The 17,789-nt window shown below is 66.3% G+C and carries 17 protein-coding genes and 1 pseudogene; 5 read left to right on the top strand and 13 right to left on the bottom strand.

Features of this window, described 5'->3' with window-relative positions; translation table 11 throughout:
• Positions 1–106: 106 nt before the first annotated feature.
• From AWC08_RS22840 to secY, 7 genes and pseudogenes are all read right to left on the bottom strand, one after another.
• Positions 107–670: pseudogene (locus tag AWC08_RS22840) on the bottom strand (PE family protein); the annotation flags it as partial.
• Positions 671–835: 165 nt separating this feature from the next.
• On the bottom strand, positions 836–1,336 hold the full coding sequence (locus AWC08_RS22835; RefSeq protein WP_065137353.1) for a MarR family winged helix-turn-helix transcriptional regulator: 501 nt from the start codon (positions 1,334–1,336) through the stop codon (positions 836–838).
• Positions 1,337–1,361: 25 nt separating this feature from the next.
• A complete protein-coding gene (locus AWC08_RS22830; RefSeq protein ID WP_065137354.1) occupies positions 1,362–2,066 on the bottom strand; it encodes an anti-sigma factor family protein in 705 nt (234 codons plus the stop codon).
• Positions 2,063–2,554: a sigma-70 family RNA polymerase sigma factor gene (locus tag AWC08_RS22825; protein WP_065137408.1), complete on the bottom strand. Its 492-nt coding sequence runs from the start codon at positions 2,552–2,554 to the stop codon at positions 2,063–2,065. Before AWC08_RS22825 ends, AWC08_RS22830 begins: the two co-directional genes overlap by 4 nt.
• Before the next feature lie 210 nt (positions 2,555–2,764).
• Complete coding sequence (map, locus tag AWC08_RS22820; RefSeq protein ID WP_065137355.1) at positions 2,765–3,562, bottom strand: type I methionyl aminopeptidase; 798 nt, start codon at positions 3,560–3,562, stop codon at positions 2,765–2,767.
• 2 nt (positions 3,563–3,564) lie between these two features.
• Entirely contained in the window at positions 3,565–4,110 is a 546-nt protein-coding gene (locus tag AWC08_RS22815) for an adenylate kinase (protein WP_065137356.1), read from the bottom strand.
• Positions 4,107–5,432 carry a preprotein translocase subunit SecY gene (secY, locus tag AWC08_RS22810; protein ID WP_065137357.1) on the bottom strand — a complete coding sequence of 442 codons (1,326 nt, stop codon included), beginning with the start codon at positions 5,430–5,432 and terminating at the stop codon, positions 4,107–4,109. Before secY ends, AWC08_RS22815 begins: the two co-directional genes overlap by 4 nt.
• Before the next feature lie 299 nt (positions 5,433–5,731).
• Between secY and AWC08_RS22805 the strand changes: the two genes are divergently transcribed.
• Both AWC08_RS22805 and AWC08_RS22800 read left to right on the top strand, forming a co-directional pair.
• Positions 5,732–6,676 (top strand): class I SAM-dependent methyltransferase, encoded by a 945-nt coding sequence (locus AWC08_RS22805; RefSeq protein WP_065137358.1) that lies wholly within the window; start codon positions 5,732–5,734, stop codon positions 6,674–6,676.
• Between the two features lie 11 nt (positions 6,677–6,687).
• Complete coding sequence (locus tag AWC08_RS22800) at positions 6,688–7,608, top strand: SAM-dependent methyltransferase (protein ID WP_065137359.1); 921 nt, start codon at positions 6,688–6,690, stop codon at positions 7,606–7,608.
• On the opposite strand, the gene AWC08_RS22795 is transcribed toward AWC08_RS22800, so the two are convergent.
• The 4 genes from AWC08_RS22795 to AWC08_RS22780 form a co-directional block, all read right to left on the bottom strand.
• On the bottom strand, positions 7,592–8,899 hold the full coding sequence (locus AWC08_RS22795) for a cytochrome P450 (RefSeq protein WP_065137360.1): 1,308 nt from the start codon (positions 8,897–8,899) through the stop codon (positions 7,592–7,594). The genes AWC08_RS22800 and AWC08_RS22795 overlap by 17 nt on opposite strands.
• Positions 8,900–8,902: 3 nt before the next feature.
• Entirely contained in the window at positions 8,903–10,711 is a 1,809-nt protein-coding gene (locus tag AWC08_RS22790) for a peroxidase family protein (protein ID WP_065137409.1), read from the bottom strand.
• 250 nt (positions 10,712–10,961) lie between these two features.
• On the bottom strand, positions 10,962–11,627 hold the full coding sequence (locus tag AWC08_RS22785; RefSeq protein WP_065137410.1) for a GNAT family N-acetyltransferase: 666 nt from the start codon (positions 11,625–11,627) through the stop codon (positions 10,962–10,964).
• A 98-nt stretch (positions 11,628–11,725) separates the two neighbouring features.
• A complete protein-coding gene (locus tag AWC08_RS22780) occupies positions 11,726–13,063 on the bottom strand; it encodes a xylulokinase (protein ID WP_069433040.1) in 1,338 nt (445 codons plus the stop codon).
• Between the two features lie 30 nt (positions 13,064–13,093).
• Between AWC08_RS22780 and AWC08_RS22775 the strand changes: the two genes are divergently transcribed.
• The 3 genes from AWC08_RS22775 to AWC08_RS22765 all read left to right on the top strand — a co-directional run bounded on the left by AWC08_RS22775 (position 13,094) and on the right by AWC08_RS22765 (position 15,724).
• Positions 13,094–14,074, top strand: a complete 981-nt coding sequence (locus AWC08_RS22775) for an NAD(P)-dependent oxidoreductase (RefSeq protein WP_065137412.1) — start codon at positions 13,094–13,096, stop codon at positions 14,072–14,074.
• The gene (locus tag AWC08_RS22770; protein WP_069433039.1) at positions 14,071–14,721 is read left to right on the top strand and encodes an L-fuculose-phosphate aldolase; all 651 of its coding nucleotides are present in this window, start codon (positions 14,071–14,073) and stop codon (positions 14,719–14,721) included. Before AWC08_RS22775 ends, AWC08_RS22770 begins: the two co-directional genes overlap by 4 nt.
• A 91-nt stretch (positions 14,722–14,812) precedes the next feature.
• The gene (locus AWC08_RS22765) at positions 14,813–15,724 is read left to right on the top strand and encodes an MBL fold metallo-hydrolase (RefSeq protein WP_069433038.1); all 912 of its coding nucleotides are present in this window, start codon (positions 14,813–14,815) and stop codon (positions 15,722–15,724) included.
• Here AWC08_RS22765 and AWC08_RS22760 read toward each other — a convergent pair.
• Both AWC08_RS22760 and AWC08_RS22755 read right to left on the bottom strand, forming a co-directional pair.
• Positions 15,721–16,947 carry a cytochrome P450 gene (locus AWC08_RS22760; RefSeq protein WP_069433037.1) on the bottom strand — a complete coding sequence of 409 codons (1,227 nt, stop codon included), beginning with the start codon at positions 16,945–16,947 and terminating at the stop codon, positions 15,721–15,723. The genes AWC08_RS22765 and AWC08_RS22760 overlap by 4 nt on opposite strands.
• The gene (locus AWC08_RS22755; protein WP_069433036.1) at positions 16,944–17,498 is read right to left on the bottom strand and encodes a TetR/AcrR family transcriptional regulator; all 555 of its coding nucleotides are present in this window, start codon (positions 17,496–17,498) and stop codon (positions 16,944–16,946) included. The genes AWC08_RS22760 and AWC08_RS22755 overlap by 4 nt, the downstream gene beginning before the upstream one ends.
• Between the last annotated feature and the right edge of the window lie 291 nt (positions 17,499–17,789).

The following is a 17,789-nucleotide window of genomic DNA, read 5'->3' as shown; positions in this document are numbered from 1 at the left end:
CCCCGCCGGTGCCGAACAGGCCACCGGCACCACCTGCGCCGCCCGTACCGCCCAGCGCCCCTCCGAACCCGCCGGCTCCTCCGGCGCCGCCCCGTCCGAATAACAATCCGCCAGCCCCACCAGCCCCACCCGGTTGGGCGCTGCTGTTGCCGGCGGTGCCACCGGCCCCACCGTTGCCGAACAAGCCCGCGGCCCCGCCGGCACCGCCCGCGACGCCGACCGCGCCGGATCCGCCCGCGCCACCGTTGCCCATCAACCACCCGCCGGCCCCACCGGCCGCACCCGTCCCCGGCGCGCCGTCAGCGCCGTTGCCGATCAGCGGGCGTCCGGTTGCCAACAGGAAGGGCGCGTTGATCGCATTGAGCAACGGACTGGTGATCGACGCGGCGCTAGCCGCCTCAGCAGACGCATATGACTCCGCGCCCGCGGCCAAGAGCTGGACAAACTCGTCATGGAATGCCGCCGCCTGCGCACTGAAGCCCTGAAAGGCCCGCCCGTGCGCCCCGAAAACCGAAGCGATCGCCGCCGACACCTCGTCAGCACCCGCTGCCAACACGGTTGTCGTATGCGTCGCCGCAGCCGCGTTCGCCGCACCCAAAGTAGAGTTCACACCGGCCAGCTCCGTGGCCGCTAAACCGAGGACCTCAGGCAGCACATTTACAAATGACATCAGACACCTTCCCGAATAGGTTCATGATTCATTCGCGACGAGAAGCCAACGAGCACCTTGGGTTCAAACGCCGCTCAGCCAGGAGCGGATCCTATCGCCGGACACGGGTGTAGAACCGGGTTTCGCTCATAGTTGTTACGCGCCGTTGACGGTCGCTCAACTGACTCAGAAATCCCCCGCGTTGCGGCGCAACGTCTCGATCGACGACACCAACGCCTGGGACTGGGCAGCATCGATCCCGATATCGGCGAACACCTGCTCGTTGAGCGTCACCGTGGCGTCCTCGACCGTCGAGCGGCCCAATTCGGTGATCGCCACCAGGGTGGTCCGCCCGTCGGTGGGGTGCGGCACCCGCTGCACCAGTCCGTCGGCTTCCAACCGCCGGATCGCGTGCGTGACGCTGGTGACGTGCACCTGCAGTCGATCCGACGCCTTGGTGATCGGCAGTGCGCCGGTGCGACTGAACGCGAGCAGGCGCAGCAACTCGTAGCGGGAGAAGCTCAGATCGTATGGGCGCAGCGCGGACTCGACGCGGGCCAACAGAATCTGATGCGCGCGCATCACAGACGTCACGGCGACCATGCCCTGGGAAACGTCGCCCCATCCGGCGCGTTCCCAATTGGTCCGGGCCACGGCAATCGGATCCCGCTTATGAGAGTCGGCCACGCCCTTTCTTACCGCACCCGGCGGGTCACAACGAACGTTCCAGCAGAACCTGCCCACTGTCAGCGGCCACCACCTGCACCGCTGCGATCTGCTGCATCGGTGTCGAGATGCTGCCGGCCGGGGTTGCGCTGCGCCCAGGTTCGGCCACCCAGGTCGCCAATCGTGTGTGGCTGCCGTCGCGGCCCACCACCACCATCGCCAGCGTGTCGTGGGGTGCGTCCGGTGGCGCCAGGCAGAAGCACTTCAGGTTGATGAAAGTGCCCCAGTGTTCGCTAGACATCGAGATCGTCGATGTCAGCAGCTTGGTTCCGACCTGCTCCATCGGCTGTGCCGAGGTGATGGATTGCGAGTGCGTCGCGACGTAGCCATTCACCCCCACCAGCACACCGATGCCCAGCACCACGGCAGCCGCGGCCGAAGCCAGCCAGGTCAGCCGGGTACGGCGACGGCGCCACCGCACCGTCTCCAGCAGCGACGGCAGCAGCTCCGGCGTCGTGGGCGCCGGCCCCGCCTCGTTGATCGCGGCCACGTCGTCGCGGCTCAGCTGCGAAAGCAACGCCGGAATGCCACTGAGTTCGGCGACGGCTTCCCGGCAGGACGCGCAGTCGCCCAGGTGCGCTTCGAATTCGCGCCGCTCGGCGCCCGACAGTGACCCCAATACATATGCGGCGTCCCACGTCGCGTAGCGGTGCGTGTCGCCGGGCTGATCGTGTCTCACCGACCCCGTCATCGCGTAACTCCCAGTTCCTGCAGAGTGAGCCGCAGCGCGCGCACGGCGTAGTGCAGGCGCGACTTCACGGTTCCCTCTGCGATGTTCAGATCATTGGCAATTTGAGCGGTGGTCCAGCCCCGGTAGTACGACCGCTCGATTACAGCCCGGTGTTCCACGGAAAGTTGAGCCACCGCCTCGGCGATCAGCAGCCGGTCCAAAGCCGCGTTCACCTCATCCGGCGTCGACTGCTCCGGCGCGCCGTCTTCGTCGGTCGAGCCGACGATGTTGCGGTACCTGGCGCTGCGGCGGTCGTCGATGATCATGTTTCGGGCCACTGTGAACAACCAGGCCCGTGCCGAGCGCTCAGTGTCGCCTATGACTTCCGGATGCTGCCACGCCCGCAACAACGTCTCCTGCACCACGTCCTCAGACTGGCTGGCGTCGCCAGTCAACCGCAACGCGTACCGCCACAACACAGCCGCGTGCTCGTCGTAGAGCGCTTTCATCAGAGCGGCTTCCGCAGCCCCGGACGCGCCCCAAGTGCCGGCCACACGAGCCACCTGATCACCTCCCGCCTACTCTACGAGTGACGTAGCAGGTTGGTTCAATGGCCGCGACCCGCTGCGCCCGGCTCCCGCCGCGCTTGCGATCGCGGCAGGTTCAATGGCCGCGACCCGCTGCGCCCGGCTCCCGCCGCGCTTGCGATCGCGGCAGGTTCAAACCGTGAGGATCCGCGGGCCATCTTCGGTCACGGCCACGGTGTGTTCCCAGTGTGCGGCGCGCGAGCCGTCGACGGTGGTGACCGTCCACTGGTCGTCGAGGACGACGGTCTTCCCGGTTCCAAGCGTCAGCATCGGCTCGATGGCGAGCACCGAACCCACCGCCAGCGCCGGACCCCGGCCCGGTGAGCCCTCGTTGGGCAGGAACGGGTCCATGTGCATCTGCCGGCCGATGCCGTGACCGCCATACCCCTCGACGATCCCGAACCGGCGGTCGTAGCGGGCCGCCGCAGCATGCGTGCCTGTTTCGATGGCATGCGCGACGTCGGTCAACCGGTTGCCGACGACCATCGCCGCGATTCCGGCTTCCAACGAATCTCTGGTCGCCTGCGAAAGCGCCTCATCGGCGGGGATGAGGCTGCCGATGCCGAAGGTGACCGCCGCGTCGCCGTGCCAGCCGTCCAGCACCGCACCGCAGTCGATGGAAACCAGGTCGCCGGGCACCAGAACTTCGGCGGCGGACGGGATGCCGTGCACGACGCGGTCGTTGACCGACGAGCAGATGGACGCCGGGTAGCCGTGGTAGCCGAGAAACGACGGGACGGCGCCCGCTTCACGGATTACCGACTCGGCGATCGCGTCGAGACTGAGCGTCGACACACCGGCCACCGCCGCCGATTGCACCGCTTTGAGGGCGGCGGCGACGACAGCCCCCGCCGCGGCCATCGCATCGAGCTCACCGGCAGTGCGCTGTGGTACCACTTTGCGGCCCCGCAGCCGTGCCAGGGCACCCACGGTTACTTACCCAGGGCTTGCAACGCGCGGGCGAACACCTCGTCCAGGCTACCCACGGCGTCGACCGTCTTCAGCTCGTCGCTGTAGTAGTCCAACAGGGGCGCGGTTTCCTCACGGTAGACCTTCATCCGGTTGCGGATGACTTCTTCGGTGTCGTCGGCACGGCCACGGCCCGTCAGCCGGGTCAGCAGCTCGTCCTCGGACACCCGGAATTCCACCACGGCGTCGATGTCGGTTCCGCGGCGTTCCAGCATCTCGTGCAGGGCCTTGGCCTGCTCGACCGACCGCGGATAGCCGTCGAGAATAAATCCGTTCGCGGCGTCGGCGTCATTGAGCCGGTCGTCGACGAGTTCATTGGTCAGCGAGGACGGAACCAGGTCTCCGGCGTCCAGGTAGCGTTTGGCCTCCACGCCGAGCTTGGTGCCCTCTGAGATATTGCTGCGGAACAGTTCGCCGGTGGAGATGTGCGGAATCCCCAGCTTTTCGGCCAGCTTCTCGGCTTGCGTCCCCTTGCCCGCCCCAGGCGGTCCCAGCAATACCACTCTCACTTGAGGAACCCTTCATAGTTGCGCTGCATGAGCTGACTTTCGATCTGTTTGACCGTATCCAATCCGACGCCAATCATGATCAGAACCGCGGTACCCCCGAAGGGTAGATTCTGAATCCCGCCACTGTTGCCGATCTGCAGGAACAGGTTGGGCAGCACCGAGATGACACCGAGGTAGATCGAACCGGGCAGGGTAATCCGGCTCAGCACAAAGCGCAGATAATCAGCGGTCGGACGCCCGGGCCGAATACCGGGAATGAAGCCGCCGAATTTCTTCATTTCGTCGGCACGCTCGTCGGGATTGAACGTGATCGACACGTAGAAGTACGTGAAGAAGATGATGAGCCCGAAATAGATGCTGATATAGACCGGGCTGCTCGGGTCGGAAAGGTAACTACCGACGAATTTGTCCCACCAGCTGTGGCCGCCGCCGCCACTGCCGCTGCGAACGAGCTGAGTGATCAAATTCGGAATGTAGATGAGCGATGACGCGAAGATGACCGGGATAACGCCGGCCTGGTTGACCTTGAGCGGCAGATAGGTCGACGTTCCGCCGTACATCCGCCGGCCCACCATGCGCTTGGCGTACTGGACGGGGATTCGCCGCTGGCCCTGCTCGACGAACACCACACCGACGATGATGACCAGCGCGGCCGCGCACACCGCCGCGAAGATCATCCCGCCACGGCTCTGCAGGATCTGGTTGCCTTCGGCCGGGATCCGGGCCGCAATCCCGACGAAGATCAGCAACGACATGCCGTTGCCGATACCGCGTTCGGTGATCAGCTCGCCCATCCACATCACCAGCGCGGCGCCGGCCGTCATCACCATCACGATGACGATCTCGGAGAAGATGGTCTGATTGGACAGGATGTCCAGCGAGCAGCCCTGCAGCAACCCGCCGTTGGCAGCCAGTGCCACGATGCTGGTGGCCTGCAGAACGGCCAGCGCGATCGCCAGGTAACGCGTGTACTGCGTCATCTTGGCCTGACCGGCCTGGCCTTCCTTACGCAGCTCTTCGAACCGCGGGATCACAACGGTGAGCAGCTGCACGATGATGCTCGCGGTGATGTAAGGCATCACGCCGACCGCGAACACGGTGAGCTTCAGCAACGCGCCACCGGAGAACAGGTTGATCAGCGAGTAGATCTGACCGGCCTGACCGCCGCTTGCTTCCTTGATGCACTGCTGCACGTTGGGGAAGTTGACACCGGGTGAGGGCAACGCGGCGCCGACGCGGTAGAGGATGACGATGCTCAGCGTGAAAAGGATTTTCCGTCTCAGGTCGGCTGTCCGCAGCGATGAGATGAAAGCCGAGAGCACTCTTCCTCCTGCGCAGCCGAACTCTGGTCGCGGCATGCCAACCGGGATCGGCCGGCTGGTTCCAATGTCTAGTAGTTCCGGGGTTCATCCCGCGTCACGCGCCCAACACCAGCAGGCCAGGACGTACGGCCTGCCAAGATACAAGCGCGTCAAACCGTGTACGAGACTAACAGCTGGTGCGCGCTGGTCCGTCCAGGTGGCCTCTCCTTCCCCTCTGGGCGCCGTCTGAAGAGGCGTAAGGTCTGGATATCTCGTTACATTTGCTAAATAACAGATCACACTTTCTTGGGAGTACGGAGATGACCCAGACGGGCAGCGCACGGTATGACGGCGACACCTGGGACCTGGCGTCCAGCGTGGGTTTGACGGCGACCATGGTCGCGGCGGCGCGTGCCGTGGCCGCCAGAGATCCCCACGGCGCCGGCGCCGTGGCCACGGACTCGTTCGCCGAGCCGCTGGTCCGTGCGGTCGGCGTCGACTTCTTCTCCAAGCTGGCCAGTGGCGAGCTGGAATTGTCCGACCTCGATGAAGAAACGGCGACCGGCACCGCGCACTTCGCCAACGCGATGGCCGTCCGCACCCGTTTCTTCGACGACTTCTTCAGCTCTGCCACCAACGCGGGCATCCGGCAGACCGTCATCTTGGCCGCAGGCCTGGACTCTCGCGCCTTCCGGCTACCCTGGCCGTCCGGCACGACAGTGTTCGAGGTTGATCAGCCGCAAGTAATAGATTTCAAGACCGCGACGCTGTCCGGGCTGGGTGCGCAGCCGACCGCGGACCGGCGCACCGTGGCGGTCGACTTGCGCGAGGACTGGCCGGCGGCGCTGGGCGAAGCCGGATTCGACCCCAGCCAACGCACCGCGTGGATCGCCGAGGGCCTACTGGGTTACCTGCCGGCCGAGGCCCAGGATCGGCTGCTCGATCAGATCACCGCGCTGAGCGTGTCGGGAAGCAGGTTTGCGACCGAGGGCCTGTTGGACATCAACGAGCTCAACGAAGAGGAACTGCGCACCCGGATGAGGCGCCAGAACGAGCGGTGGGCCCGCCATGGTCTGGACTTCGACATGGCCGCGCTGGTGTATTTCGACGATCGCACCGACGCGGGGACCTATCTGGCCGCGCACGGTTGGCAGACCACCAGCGTGCGCAATTCCGAACTGTTCGCTCAGCACGGGCTGCAGCCGGCCGCCGGGGACGATGCCCCGTTCGGCGAGGTGGTCTACCTGAGCGCTGAGCGACTCTAGGAAGGACAGACATGGCAACCACCGAGCGGTCCGCCGGAGACAGCTGGGACCTGGCTTCGAGCGTCGGTGCAACCGCGACCATGGTCGCCGCCGCCCGCGCGGTGGCCTCCGCGCAGGACGACCCGATCATCAACGACCCGTTCGCGGCGCCGTTGGTGCGCGCGGTCGGGCTGGATTTCTTCACCCGCCTGGTCGACGGCGACCTGCCCATCGAGCAGGCGCTGCCGGACGCTGCCGATGGACGCGAACTGCAGTTCGAGACTGACTCGATCGCGGTGCGCACCCGGTTCTTCGACGACTTCTTCCTCGACGCGGCCCGCGACGGGGTGCGCCAAGCCGTGATTCTCGCCGCCGGCCTGGACGCCCGGGGGTATCGGCTGTCCTGGCCTCGGGGCACCGTGGTGTACGAAGTCGACCAGCCCCAGGTCATCGAATTCAAGAACTCGGCAATGGCGGCGCTGGGCGCCACCACGTCGGCACACCGCAAGGCGGTCAGCGTCGACCTGCGCGATGACTGGCCAGAAGCGTTGCGCCGCAGTGGTTTCGACCCCTCGCAGGCGACCGCCTGGAGCGCTGAGGGTTTGTTGATGTACCTCCCGCCGCAAGCGCAGGACCTGCTTTTCGACAACATCACCGCGCTCAGCGGACCCGGCAGCAGGGTCGCCACCGAATACCACCCGGACTCGGGCGTGGCCTTGGGTGAACGCGCCCAGCAGTTCAACCAGCGCTGGACGAAGCTGGGTTGCGACATCAACCTGTCCGACCTCTTCTACGACGGCGAGCGCAACAACGTCGTCGACTACCTGAGGGCGGCAGGGTGGACGGTGACCACCCGGCCACGACGGGAGTTCTACGCCGACTACGGCCGCGTCTTCCCCGACGACCCCGACTCGGCCCTGCGCAACATCGTCACGGTCACTGCGAGACGCTGAAGCCGTACAGGTCGAAGCCGTGTGGCAGCGGCTTGGCAGGGTTGAGCTTGTTGCCCGAGAGGTTGGTGACACCGGCTTCGATCAGGTGGGCCAGCACCGCCTGGCCGAGGAAAATCGACAGGCCCGCCCCGGGGCACACCTGTGGCCCGTGGCTGAAAAAGTTGAATGACCAGTCGTTGCCCGCGTCGCCGCTGGCCCACTCGCCCGGCGAGAACCGGTCCGCGTACGGGATGCGTTGCCGGTTCCGGTGATTGAAGACGTTGTAGATCAACACCTGGGTGCCCTCGGGCAGCACGGCGCCATTGGGGAACTCGACGTCGCGGGCGGTGACCCGGCCGAACAGCTGGGTGGTGGGCCACAGCCGCATGGTGTCGAACAGGCATCCGGCCAGATACTCCAGCGTGGCGATGCCCGCAGCGGAGCCGATATCGGCCTGGGCTATCTCCGCCTTCACTTCGGTGAGCTGCTCATCATGACTCGACAACACGCCGAGCGTGCGGAATGTGTTGGCAGCCAGCGTGTCTCCCATGGCGAACATCCAATGCACCAGCTGACCGGCAGGCGCAGACCCGGGGTCAGGTGCCTGCGAAACCAGGGCGGCCAGACTGCCCTCGGGAGGTTCGGCGAGATAACTGTCGATCCGCGCGATGAACTCGCCGTACTGCGGCGCCGGCTCGTCGGGCATCTTGTTGCCGGCCGACATCATCTCGCCCAGCAGCTCGGTGAGGCCCTCGTCGTCGGCGGCGGGATCGCCAAACAGCACCCGCCGCGTCATCCGCTGGAACGCCTTGTTGGCCGTCGGCCAGTCGATCTTGCCGCCGGCCAGCTCCGCGGCGGTCTGCGCGGCGACATCTGCGAAGGGTTGCGCAAGCCGGTGCACCGGTTTGCCGGTGTCCAGCACGGCCTCGGCGAACTTGCGCCGTTGCTCCCAATCCCGCCCCCGGGCCAGGGTCAGGGCCTCGGGCTGAAAAGCGGTCATGCCCTTGCGTTTAGCCTCCGGGTCGGACGCGAACGGGTCGGGGGAACCGCCCAGCACGAACCGCAGATCGTCGGGATGATGCACCAGCAGGGCCTCATCCTTGGCGACGCGCACATAGAACGGCGCCGGGCCGTAGCTGCGCACCATCCCGTCGACCAACCGGTAACCGAGGTAGTCGGCTCCGACGGTAGAGGCCACCCGGCTGGGCAGCTCGCGCTTGTTGAACAGTCCCAGCAGCACGTTGGGGACGGCGACCTGCGCCGTGAACCTGATGCCTTCCAGCGTGGATGCGTGCTTGAAATCATCAGCCACGGGCTAAGACCCCCACGGAATGTAGGCGCGCACGGTGTCGGCGAGTTGGACCACCCGGCGCTTCTTTCCCTCGGCCGGTGCACCGAGTTTGGGCCATGGCGCGAACACCCGTTCCACATCACCGATCACCGTCTCGAGCTCCGGGTAGTGGCGCAGCAGAACGTCTTTCATCGTCGTGTGATTCACCCAGTCGTAGCCGATCTGCGTGTACACCTCGGGCCGGAAGTCCTTGGTGAAGAACCGGTCGCTCTTCAGCCGGCGTGACGCCATCAGGATGAAGATGCGAAAAGCGGTGTCGGAGAAGCCGAAACCCTTGGGCGGCTGCTCGGCCTGCATCCCGATCTGCAGGTCCACCGCGTCGACGTCGCCGTTGTAGACCTCGCTGATCTCCTTGGCCCACTGCTTATTGGGCGTGATGTCGTCGATGCTCTTGCGACGCGGCATCCGAAGGGCCTCGCGGAAGTCGTTGTAGCGCGGCACCCCGCGTTCCCGGTCGCGAACGATGTCGAGCGTGGCCAGGTCGGTGATCTGCCCGTCCACCCGGGTCAGTTGACGCAGGGCGTTGGGATAGTTGTGCAGGCATACCGCACCGGCGCTGGCCAGACCGAACGAATACCACATGTCGCCGAATTCCATGCGGTCCATGAAGTCACGCGTGAAACGGCCCTGCAATTCGGTGAATTCGCGCTTCTCCAGGTGTTCGCCGGATTCCAGCGAGAAGAAATTCCAGTCGTCGGGAATCAGCGGGTGCATGCGGTAGACCGAGACGAATTCCTCGGTCAGGGAGAACGGGGCGGAATGGTGATCGGTCGGCGAGCCGATGATGCCCGAGAGCGCTTCGCTGTCGCCGACGCGGCCGATGCGGTCCCGGAACGTCTCACCCAGAGCGCCATACCAGTTGGCATTCATGCCGATCTGCAGGGCGGGGTGGCGCAATACGCACGTCGTCCATTCGACGGTGTGAATCTTGGCGATCAGCGCCGAGACCACCAGAACGCCGAGTTCAAACAGGCGCTGGTCGTCCAAGCTCGGGTATGCCTTTTTCAGGGCGTCACAGACGGCGTTGTGTTCGCGGGCGAACAGCGTGTGCAGGATGCCCACTCCGACCCACCAGTTCTCCCGCATGCCGGTGAGGTCGATACCGGGGATGTCGCTCTTGGGCAGCCTGCCGTCGTCGCCGACCTTGATCTTGCCGTCGACGAAGGTTCTCACCTCCGCCTGGCGCTCCCTGCCGCTGCCGTAGATCTGCGACCCGTCCCACCAATGGGTTTCGACATTGCTGAACACCGGCGCCGGGCAGCCGTCCACGATCTCGCCATGGGGTGGGATGGTGCAGCGAATCCGCATGGGATCCTCGGGGAACTCGTCACCCTTGCGTAGGGGAATGTTTATTGTCTTGTCCGCCAGGCCATCGCCGTGGAAGAACCAGTTGTGGTTCTCGAACTGCAGCCACGCGGCGGCCAGCGCGTTGATGATTCCGGCGGGCTTGAATTCGTCGCGTGCCATCAGCCGCCGGCTGATCAGGCGTGGGTCGGGGTCGAGCAGTCGTTTGGTGTCGGTGACGGTCTTAGCAAGCGGCACGTTGCGCCCGAAGCCGGTTCCCTTTGCGCCCATCCACGGTTCGGAGAGGTCGTTCCACGTGCCGTCCGGGGTGCGGGCCCTCTTGACTTCCTCGGTGGGCTCTCCCAGATCCTCCTTGGGACGAATCCCGTCACCTTCAAAAAGGTTGTGCTCGCGCAGATCATTGCGCAGTCCCGCCAGCGCCTTCAGCTGCAGAACCAGCGAGGGATGCTCATACCATTGACGACTCACCTGGACCACCGTTCTGTAGAAGTTGCCGAGGCCCACCGGTAGTCCGAAGAAAATACAAGGGAGACAACGGGTTCCACGCCAACTCGGCAGCTGTGCTGAACCGGTGGCACATGACCCTCCGCCAATGGGCTGTGACGGGTAATACGGACGGCTTGATCTTAAGCGTGTGTGACGAGCGTGTAAATGAACTGAAAGGACCCCGCGCGGCGCCGGCCGCGGCGGGGTCCTGTCCTACTGGGAGTAGTCGGGATTACTCGGGATTGGCGGCGGGCGCCCGGACAACCATCGGCACGGCCGGGAAGGCCCACGCCATCTCGGAGCGCGACTTGCGCAGCGCCGCCGTACCGTAACCCTTCTTGCGGTGCTCGGGGTGGATCCAGATCCGGACGTTGACCTCACCGTGAAAGAGTTCGCCGAACACCATGCCGACCTTCTCGCCGGCATCTTCGGCCACGAACCACACGGCTTCTTCGTCGTGCAGCCGCTTGAGCGCCTTGCTGATCTCGTCGTCGATGCTGCCCGCCGGTGCACCGGATCCATCTCCGGCGAACTTGATCTCGTCGGTGCGGGTGGTGAAGATGTCACGATCCTGGGCAGCCGAGAAGGGCCGCAGCTCGAGAGTCTCCCCCGAACTGGCCGGCCGCTCGCTGAGGGTGAAGCTGAGTTGCTTGTTCAGGTCCTCGAGTTCGGCGAGAATCTTCGCGCGTGCATCCTGGGTGAGCTGGTCGAACGACATACTCATCACGGCTTCGGCAGCAAGGTGCGAGGTACCGAGGAGCGCGACGATCGCCTCGACCGCCGCCGGCTTGTTCTTGGCCTCGACGATGGCGTCGGCGACCTCATGGCGGCGTTCCAACGCGGCAAGCAAAGCGTCTGCGATCTCTCGACGGGCTGCGGTCTGGTCGTGGTCAGTCATTGCACTAGCGTAGAACGCCACACCATCTGTTGCGCCACCCGCCGGGTCCAATTGTGGCGACCCGCTGCGCCCGGCTCACGCCGCGCTGGCGATCGCCATCAGGCCAACCGAGATCCGCTGAGCTCCAGGAAGCGGCGGTACCGATCCCTGGTCGGCCGCACCCATTCGGGACCGGGTTCGACGACCCGCTCCACCGCGGCCCAGCGGGCCGCGTCGGTGATCACCGATTCCAGTCCCACCGCCATCCGCCCCAGAAACGCCGCGCCCAGCGCCGCCCCCTCTGCCACCGCCGACACCTCGACGGGCCGCCCGGTCGCGTCGGCGATGGCCTGCATCCACGGTTGCACGCGGGTGCCGCCCCCGGATGCGACGATGCGCCGCACCGGCGCACCACTCAACTCGAGGATCTGCCGAACGACGAAGCCCGACGCTTCATAAGCCGCCCGCCGCAGAGCCGCGGCGTCGTGGGTGAGATCGGCCCCATGCAGCGCCGCGCGGCGGTCGGGATCGTGAAACGGCGTGCGTTCACCACGGATGTACGGCAACCACACCGGCACCCGCCGCGGATCGGCGCTGAGCGGATCTGCTTGGGCGACAACGCGGTCCACCCAGCCGAGAAACAACCCGCCGGCGTTGCTGGCCCCGCCGATCTGGCTCTTGCCGACCGCGGTATGGGGAATGGTCCACAGTCCGGGCACCTGCCGGGCGTCGTGGACGGTGATCCACACGATCAAGGTGGTGCCGCACAAGACCAGGACGTCGCCATCGTGATCGGCGCCGGCGACGATCTGCTCGCACAGGGCGTCGATAGCGCCTGTCCCCAGCACCACTGACGTTCCGCGGACGTGCCCGACCGGTTTCCCGAACGTCTCGACGCGGGGCATTTGTTCGACCCTGGCGCCACAGTCAGCCAGGGCAGCCTGACTCCATCCGGTGCCGTCGAACAACGGTAGCGAGGTGATTGCGGTGGCGAAGTCGATCACCGCCTCGCCGGCCAGCGCGTGGTTGGCGACGGCAGGCGCCGGCCAGTAGCCGGCCGCCCCGGGTGCCTTGGCGGTCGTCCACCGCAGGAACCCGGCGGCCTCGCCCACGGCGGGCACCGGTTGCGCGGCAGCGTCGGGCACCCGGCCACGCGAGTCGCCGTACAACAGCCCCCGCGTGACGGGCCGGCCTTCGGCGTCGACCGCGGTCATCGACGGCACCATCGACGAGACCGCCACCGCTTTGGCGTCCGGTCGGTTCAGCCGGCCCAGCGCCGTGACCGGCCCCTCCCGCCACGCCTCTTCGGCGTTGTGCTCCAGCCGGTCGGGCGCGGGGACCAACAGCTGATGCGGAATCCGCGCCCGCGCGTGCACCCGGCCGGTCTCGTCGACCGCGACCGCTTTGGCCGCCGTGGTGCCGACGTCGATGCCGATTGTGACGTCTTCGCGTGACACGGGCGCCACGGTACGCCAGCATTGGGTTTCGTGACATCTCGCCCACGCGCCCTGGTCACGGCCCCGCTGCGCGGCCCTGGGTTCGCCAAGATCGGGGAACTGGCCGACGTGGTCTACGATCCTTGGATCGATCAGACTCCGCTGCGCATCTACAACGCCGAACAACTGGCCGAGCAGATCGCCGCCGTGTCCGCCGATATCGTTGTGGTGGAAAGTGATTCGGTCAAGGGCCCGGTGTTCGACCTTGGCCTGCGGACCATCGCCGCCACCCGGGGCGACCCCAACAACGTCGATGTCGCCGGTGCCACGGCGGCCGGCATTCCGGTGCTCAACACCCCGGCCCGCAACGCCGACGCGGTCGCCGAGATGACGGTCGCGTTGTTGCTGGCCGCTACCCGCCGGCTGGTTGCCGCCGACGCGGATGTCCGCAACGGCAACATCTTTCGCGACGGCACCATCCCCTATCAGCGGTTCCGCGGCTGGGAGATCGCCGGGCTCACCGCCGGGCTGGTGGGCCTGGGCGCGGTTGGCCGGGCCACCGCATGGCGGCTGACGGGGCTCGGCCTGCGGGTGATCGCGTACGACCCCTATTGCGACGACGCCCACCACACACTCGAGCAGGTACTGGCCGAATCCGACGTCGTTTCCCTGCACGCACCGGTCACCGACGAGACCGTCGGAATGATCGGCGCCGCGCAGTTCGCGGCCATGCGGGACGGCGTCGTCTTCCTCAATTCGGCGCGGGCTCAACTGCATGACACCGACGCGCTGGTCGACGCGCTGCGAACCGGCAAGGTAGCGGCGGCCGGCCTGGACCATTTCGTCGGCGAATGGTTGCCCACCGATCACCCGTTGACCGCCATGCCCAATGTCGTGCTCACCCCCCACATCGGCGGCGCCACGTGGAACACTGAGGCGCGGCAGGCACAGCTGGTCGCCGACGACCTGGAGGCACTGCTTTCCGGCCGCAGACCCGCCCATATCGTCAATCCGGAGGTGCTGGGGTCATGAAATTCGTTGATAACGCCGAAGACGCCGTGCTGGCCGCCGCCAGGGACATGCTGCGCCGCGGCTTGGTGGAGGGCACCGCCGGCAACATCTCGGCGCGGCGCTCCGACGGGAATCTGGTGATCACACCCTCGTCGGTCGACTACGCCGACATGGCCCTGGACGACCTGGTGCTGGTGGACCCCGACGGCGCGGTGCTGCAGGCCAAAGACGGCCGCATGCCATCCACCGAAATGCAGCTGCACCTGGCGTGCTACCAGGCGTTCGACGACATCGGCAGCGTCATCCACAGCCATCCGGTGTGGGCCACCATGTTCGCCGTCGCGCACCAGCCGATCCCGGCCTGCATCGACGAGTTCGCGGTGTACTGCGGCGGCGACGTACGCTGCGCCGAGTACGCCGCCTCTGGAACCCCGGACGTCGGCGCCAACGCGGTCAAGGCGCTGGAAGGCCGCGGCGCAGCCCTGGTCGCCAACCACGGCCTGGTGGCCGTGGGACCGCGACCCGACAAGGTGCTACACATCACCGCGCTGGTTGAGCGCACCGCCCAAATCGCCTGGGGAGCAAAGGCGCTGGGCGCGATTGTGCCGGTCCCCGAGGAAGTCAACCGCAACTTCGCCGGCGTGTACACCTACCTGCGCGCCAACTGATGCCGGCTGGTGCCGACTGTGGATTGTGGATTCTGCGACCCGACGCGCCGGGGATGCGTCGCGTGATTCCCCCTCGTCTGGGAGGACACCGATGAGTGCGGTTGAACTGGGCCGCGCAGCCGTGACGCGGGTGCTGGAGTTGCGATTCGACCTGCCGACCCGCGCCTTTCCGCACACGCCGCCCGCGGGGTGGCGCGAGAATGCCGACCTGCTGGCCCCGGATTTTTTCGACCCGGACACCGACCGGTGGCGGATCGCGGTCCAGAGCTGGGTGATCGAAGTCGACGGCTTGACGGTGGTCGTGGACACCGGCGTCGGCAATGACCGTACGCGCCCGCAGATGCCGCCGCTGGACCACTTGAGCACCGGCTACCTGGCGGCGCTGGAATCGGCCGGCATCGATCGCAATGCCGTCGACGTGGTGGTCAACACCCACGTCCACTCTGATCACGTCGGGTGGAACACCATGCTCGCCGACGACACCTGGGTTCCCACATTTCCCAACGCCCGGTATCTGGTTCCGGAGCCGGACTACCGCCACTTCCACCCCGATGGAGCAGCGGCACAGGAGGTTCCGCGCACGCAGGAGGAAGAGCTGCAGCAGCTCGGCAACCGGCTGGTGTTCGAAGACAGCGTCCTGCCCGTGGACGCGCAGATCGTTCGGTGGTCAGACGACTGCGAGATCAGTCCGTCGCTGCGGCTGCGGCCGGCGCCCGGACATACTCCCGGCTCCTCGGTACTGTGGCTCGACGCCGGCCGGCCGGCGGTCTTCGTCGGCGATCTGACCCACAACCCGATACAGGTGCGTCGACCGGACGATCCCTGCGCCTTCGACGTGGACCAGGTCGCCGCAGCGCTCACCCGGCGGCGGATCTTTTCCGAGGCCGCCGCGGCAGGGGCAGCCGTCGTGCCTGCGCACTACCCGGGTCACGGCGGCGCGACTTTGCGCGCGGCAGGGAACCGATTCGAAGTCGAGCGCTGGCTGGACATCGAGCCGCTCTAGTTCAAGGTCACCGGCACGGATTCATAGACGGTCATGTTGTTGGCCAGGTGCGGCAGCCGCAGTCTGGGCTCGCCCACATCGATCGTGTTGATGGGCAACAGGATCTCGTCCAGGGCAGCCCTGACCTCGGCCCGGGCCAGCATCGCCCCCAGGCAGTGGTGGGCGCCGCCGCCGCCGAATGACTGATGTGGGTTGGGATCGCGGCGGATGTCGAAGCGGTAGGGGTCGGTGAACACGTCTTCGTCGCGGTTGGCCGAGCGCAGCATCGTGACGACTCGCGCCCCTTCGGGGATCAGTGTGTCGCCCAGCACCACCTCCCGCGTTGCTCCGCGCACCCAGAACATGATGGGCGTGGAGTAGCGGAGCACTTCCTCGACGGCGGTGGAACGGGCCTGCGGATCGTCTCGGTACACCGCTATCTGTTCGGGATTGGCGACGAACGCACGGATGCCGTCGCACAGCGCGTTTCGGGTCGTGTCGGCCCCGGCCAGGCCGAGGATGAAGAAGAAGATCTCCAGCTCGTTGGCGGGCAGCAGGAAGCTCTCCCCTGACTCCGCGGTGATCTCCGTGGTGCACAGCGCACTCCAGATGTCATCGACGGGATTTTCGCGCTTGTGAGCGGTCAACTCGCTGGCGTACTGGAACAACTCGAGGAACGGCATCAGGTCGTCACCGTCGGGCACCGACATCTGCCCGCCCGCCGTCTTCAGCACTTTGTCGATGAGTTCGAACACATGCGGCCGGTCCGCCTCGGGTATCCCGACGATGTCACCGATCACCGAAATCGGCAGTCCCGCCGCGAGATCGACGAACTCACCGCCCCCGTCACGCAACAGGGCGCCGGCCATGTTCTTGGCCCGCGCGCGAATCCCGTCCTCCAGCTTGGCCACCGCGCGCGGCGTGAAGGCACGAGTGATGACCCTGCGGCGGATCGTGTGATCGGGCGGATCCAGACTCACGATGGCCGGATACGCGTCGAACAGCGGCACGTCTTGTATCAGTGGGCCGCGGGTGGCGGTGAACGACTCGTAGTCACGGTGCACGCGGGCGACGTCGGCATGTCTGGTGCAGACCCAGAACTCACGGCCCACCGCAGATTTGACGTCGTCGGTGAGTCGCTGATGGAAAACAGATGTACCGGTGCGCAATTGGGCGAAGAGCTCGTCCGGGAATTGGGATGCCCACAGCGCCGGGTCGGCAAGATCGATCGCGGTATCTGTCACGAAGCCCCCTTGATCTCGGTGCGCAGACCGCTCAGGATCAGGCGCAACCCGTACGAGAACGCGGCGTCGCTCGGCCCGTCGGCGGTGGGGCGTACATGCTCGAGCTGTACCGAGCCCAGCAGATGGACGTACAGCGCCGCGTAGGCTGCTTCGAATTGCTCTGCCGGCAAACCGGATTCGCGCAGGATACGGCGGGTGGCGCGGTCCATATCGGTAGCCGCCGCGGTGTGCGGATGTCCTTGCAACAGACCGGCTATGCCCGGTACTTCGACGAGTACCTGCCACGCATTCGTGTAGAGCGTGACCAGCCGGGTCTCCCAGTCACCCTGTGGTGGCACCTCGATCTGTGCCAGTACCGACTCGATGAGCAGATCGAGCAGTTCGGACTTGTCGCGGACGTGGTAGTACACCGAGGACGGCCGGGTGCCCGCTTCGGCCGCCAACTCCCGCATCGTCACTTTGTGCACGCCGACGCGCCTGGCCAGCTGCCATAGGTGCTTGATCAGATGCTCGCGGTCCAGCGCTCCGTAGCGCAGCACCGGTGCTGCCATCGATCTCCCCGTTTCGAACAGTGTTCTGATTAGAACAGTGTTCGAGTCGGCCTGTCAACGGTTACCGTTGGGCATGCGGCACGTGGTGCAATGGTCCACCGGCAATATCGGCAAGCGTGCGCTGGAATCCTGCTCGACCGCGAGGACGTCGACGTCGTAGGTGTGCATGTCTTCGGGTAAGGACAAAGTCGGATGCGACGCGGGCACTCTTGCCGGCCGAGAACCGTTGGGGCCGTGCGCAACCGACGACGTGGACGCACTGGTCTCGCGGCGCGCTGGGCTAGCGGCTGG

It is taken from the genome of Mycobacterium gordonae, assembly GCF_002101675.1.
GTDB lineage: Bacteria > Actinomycetota > Actinomycetes > Mycobacteriales > Mycobacteriaceae > Mycobacterium > Mycobacterium gordonae.
The sequence above is the reverse complement of the archived record's forward strand: the minus strand, read 5'-3'. Positions and strand labels throughout refer to the sequence as shown.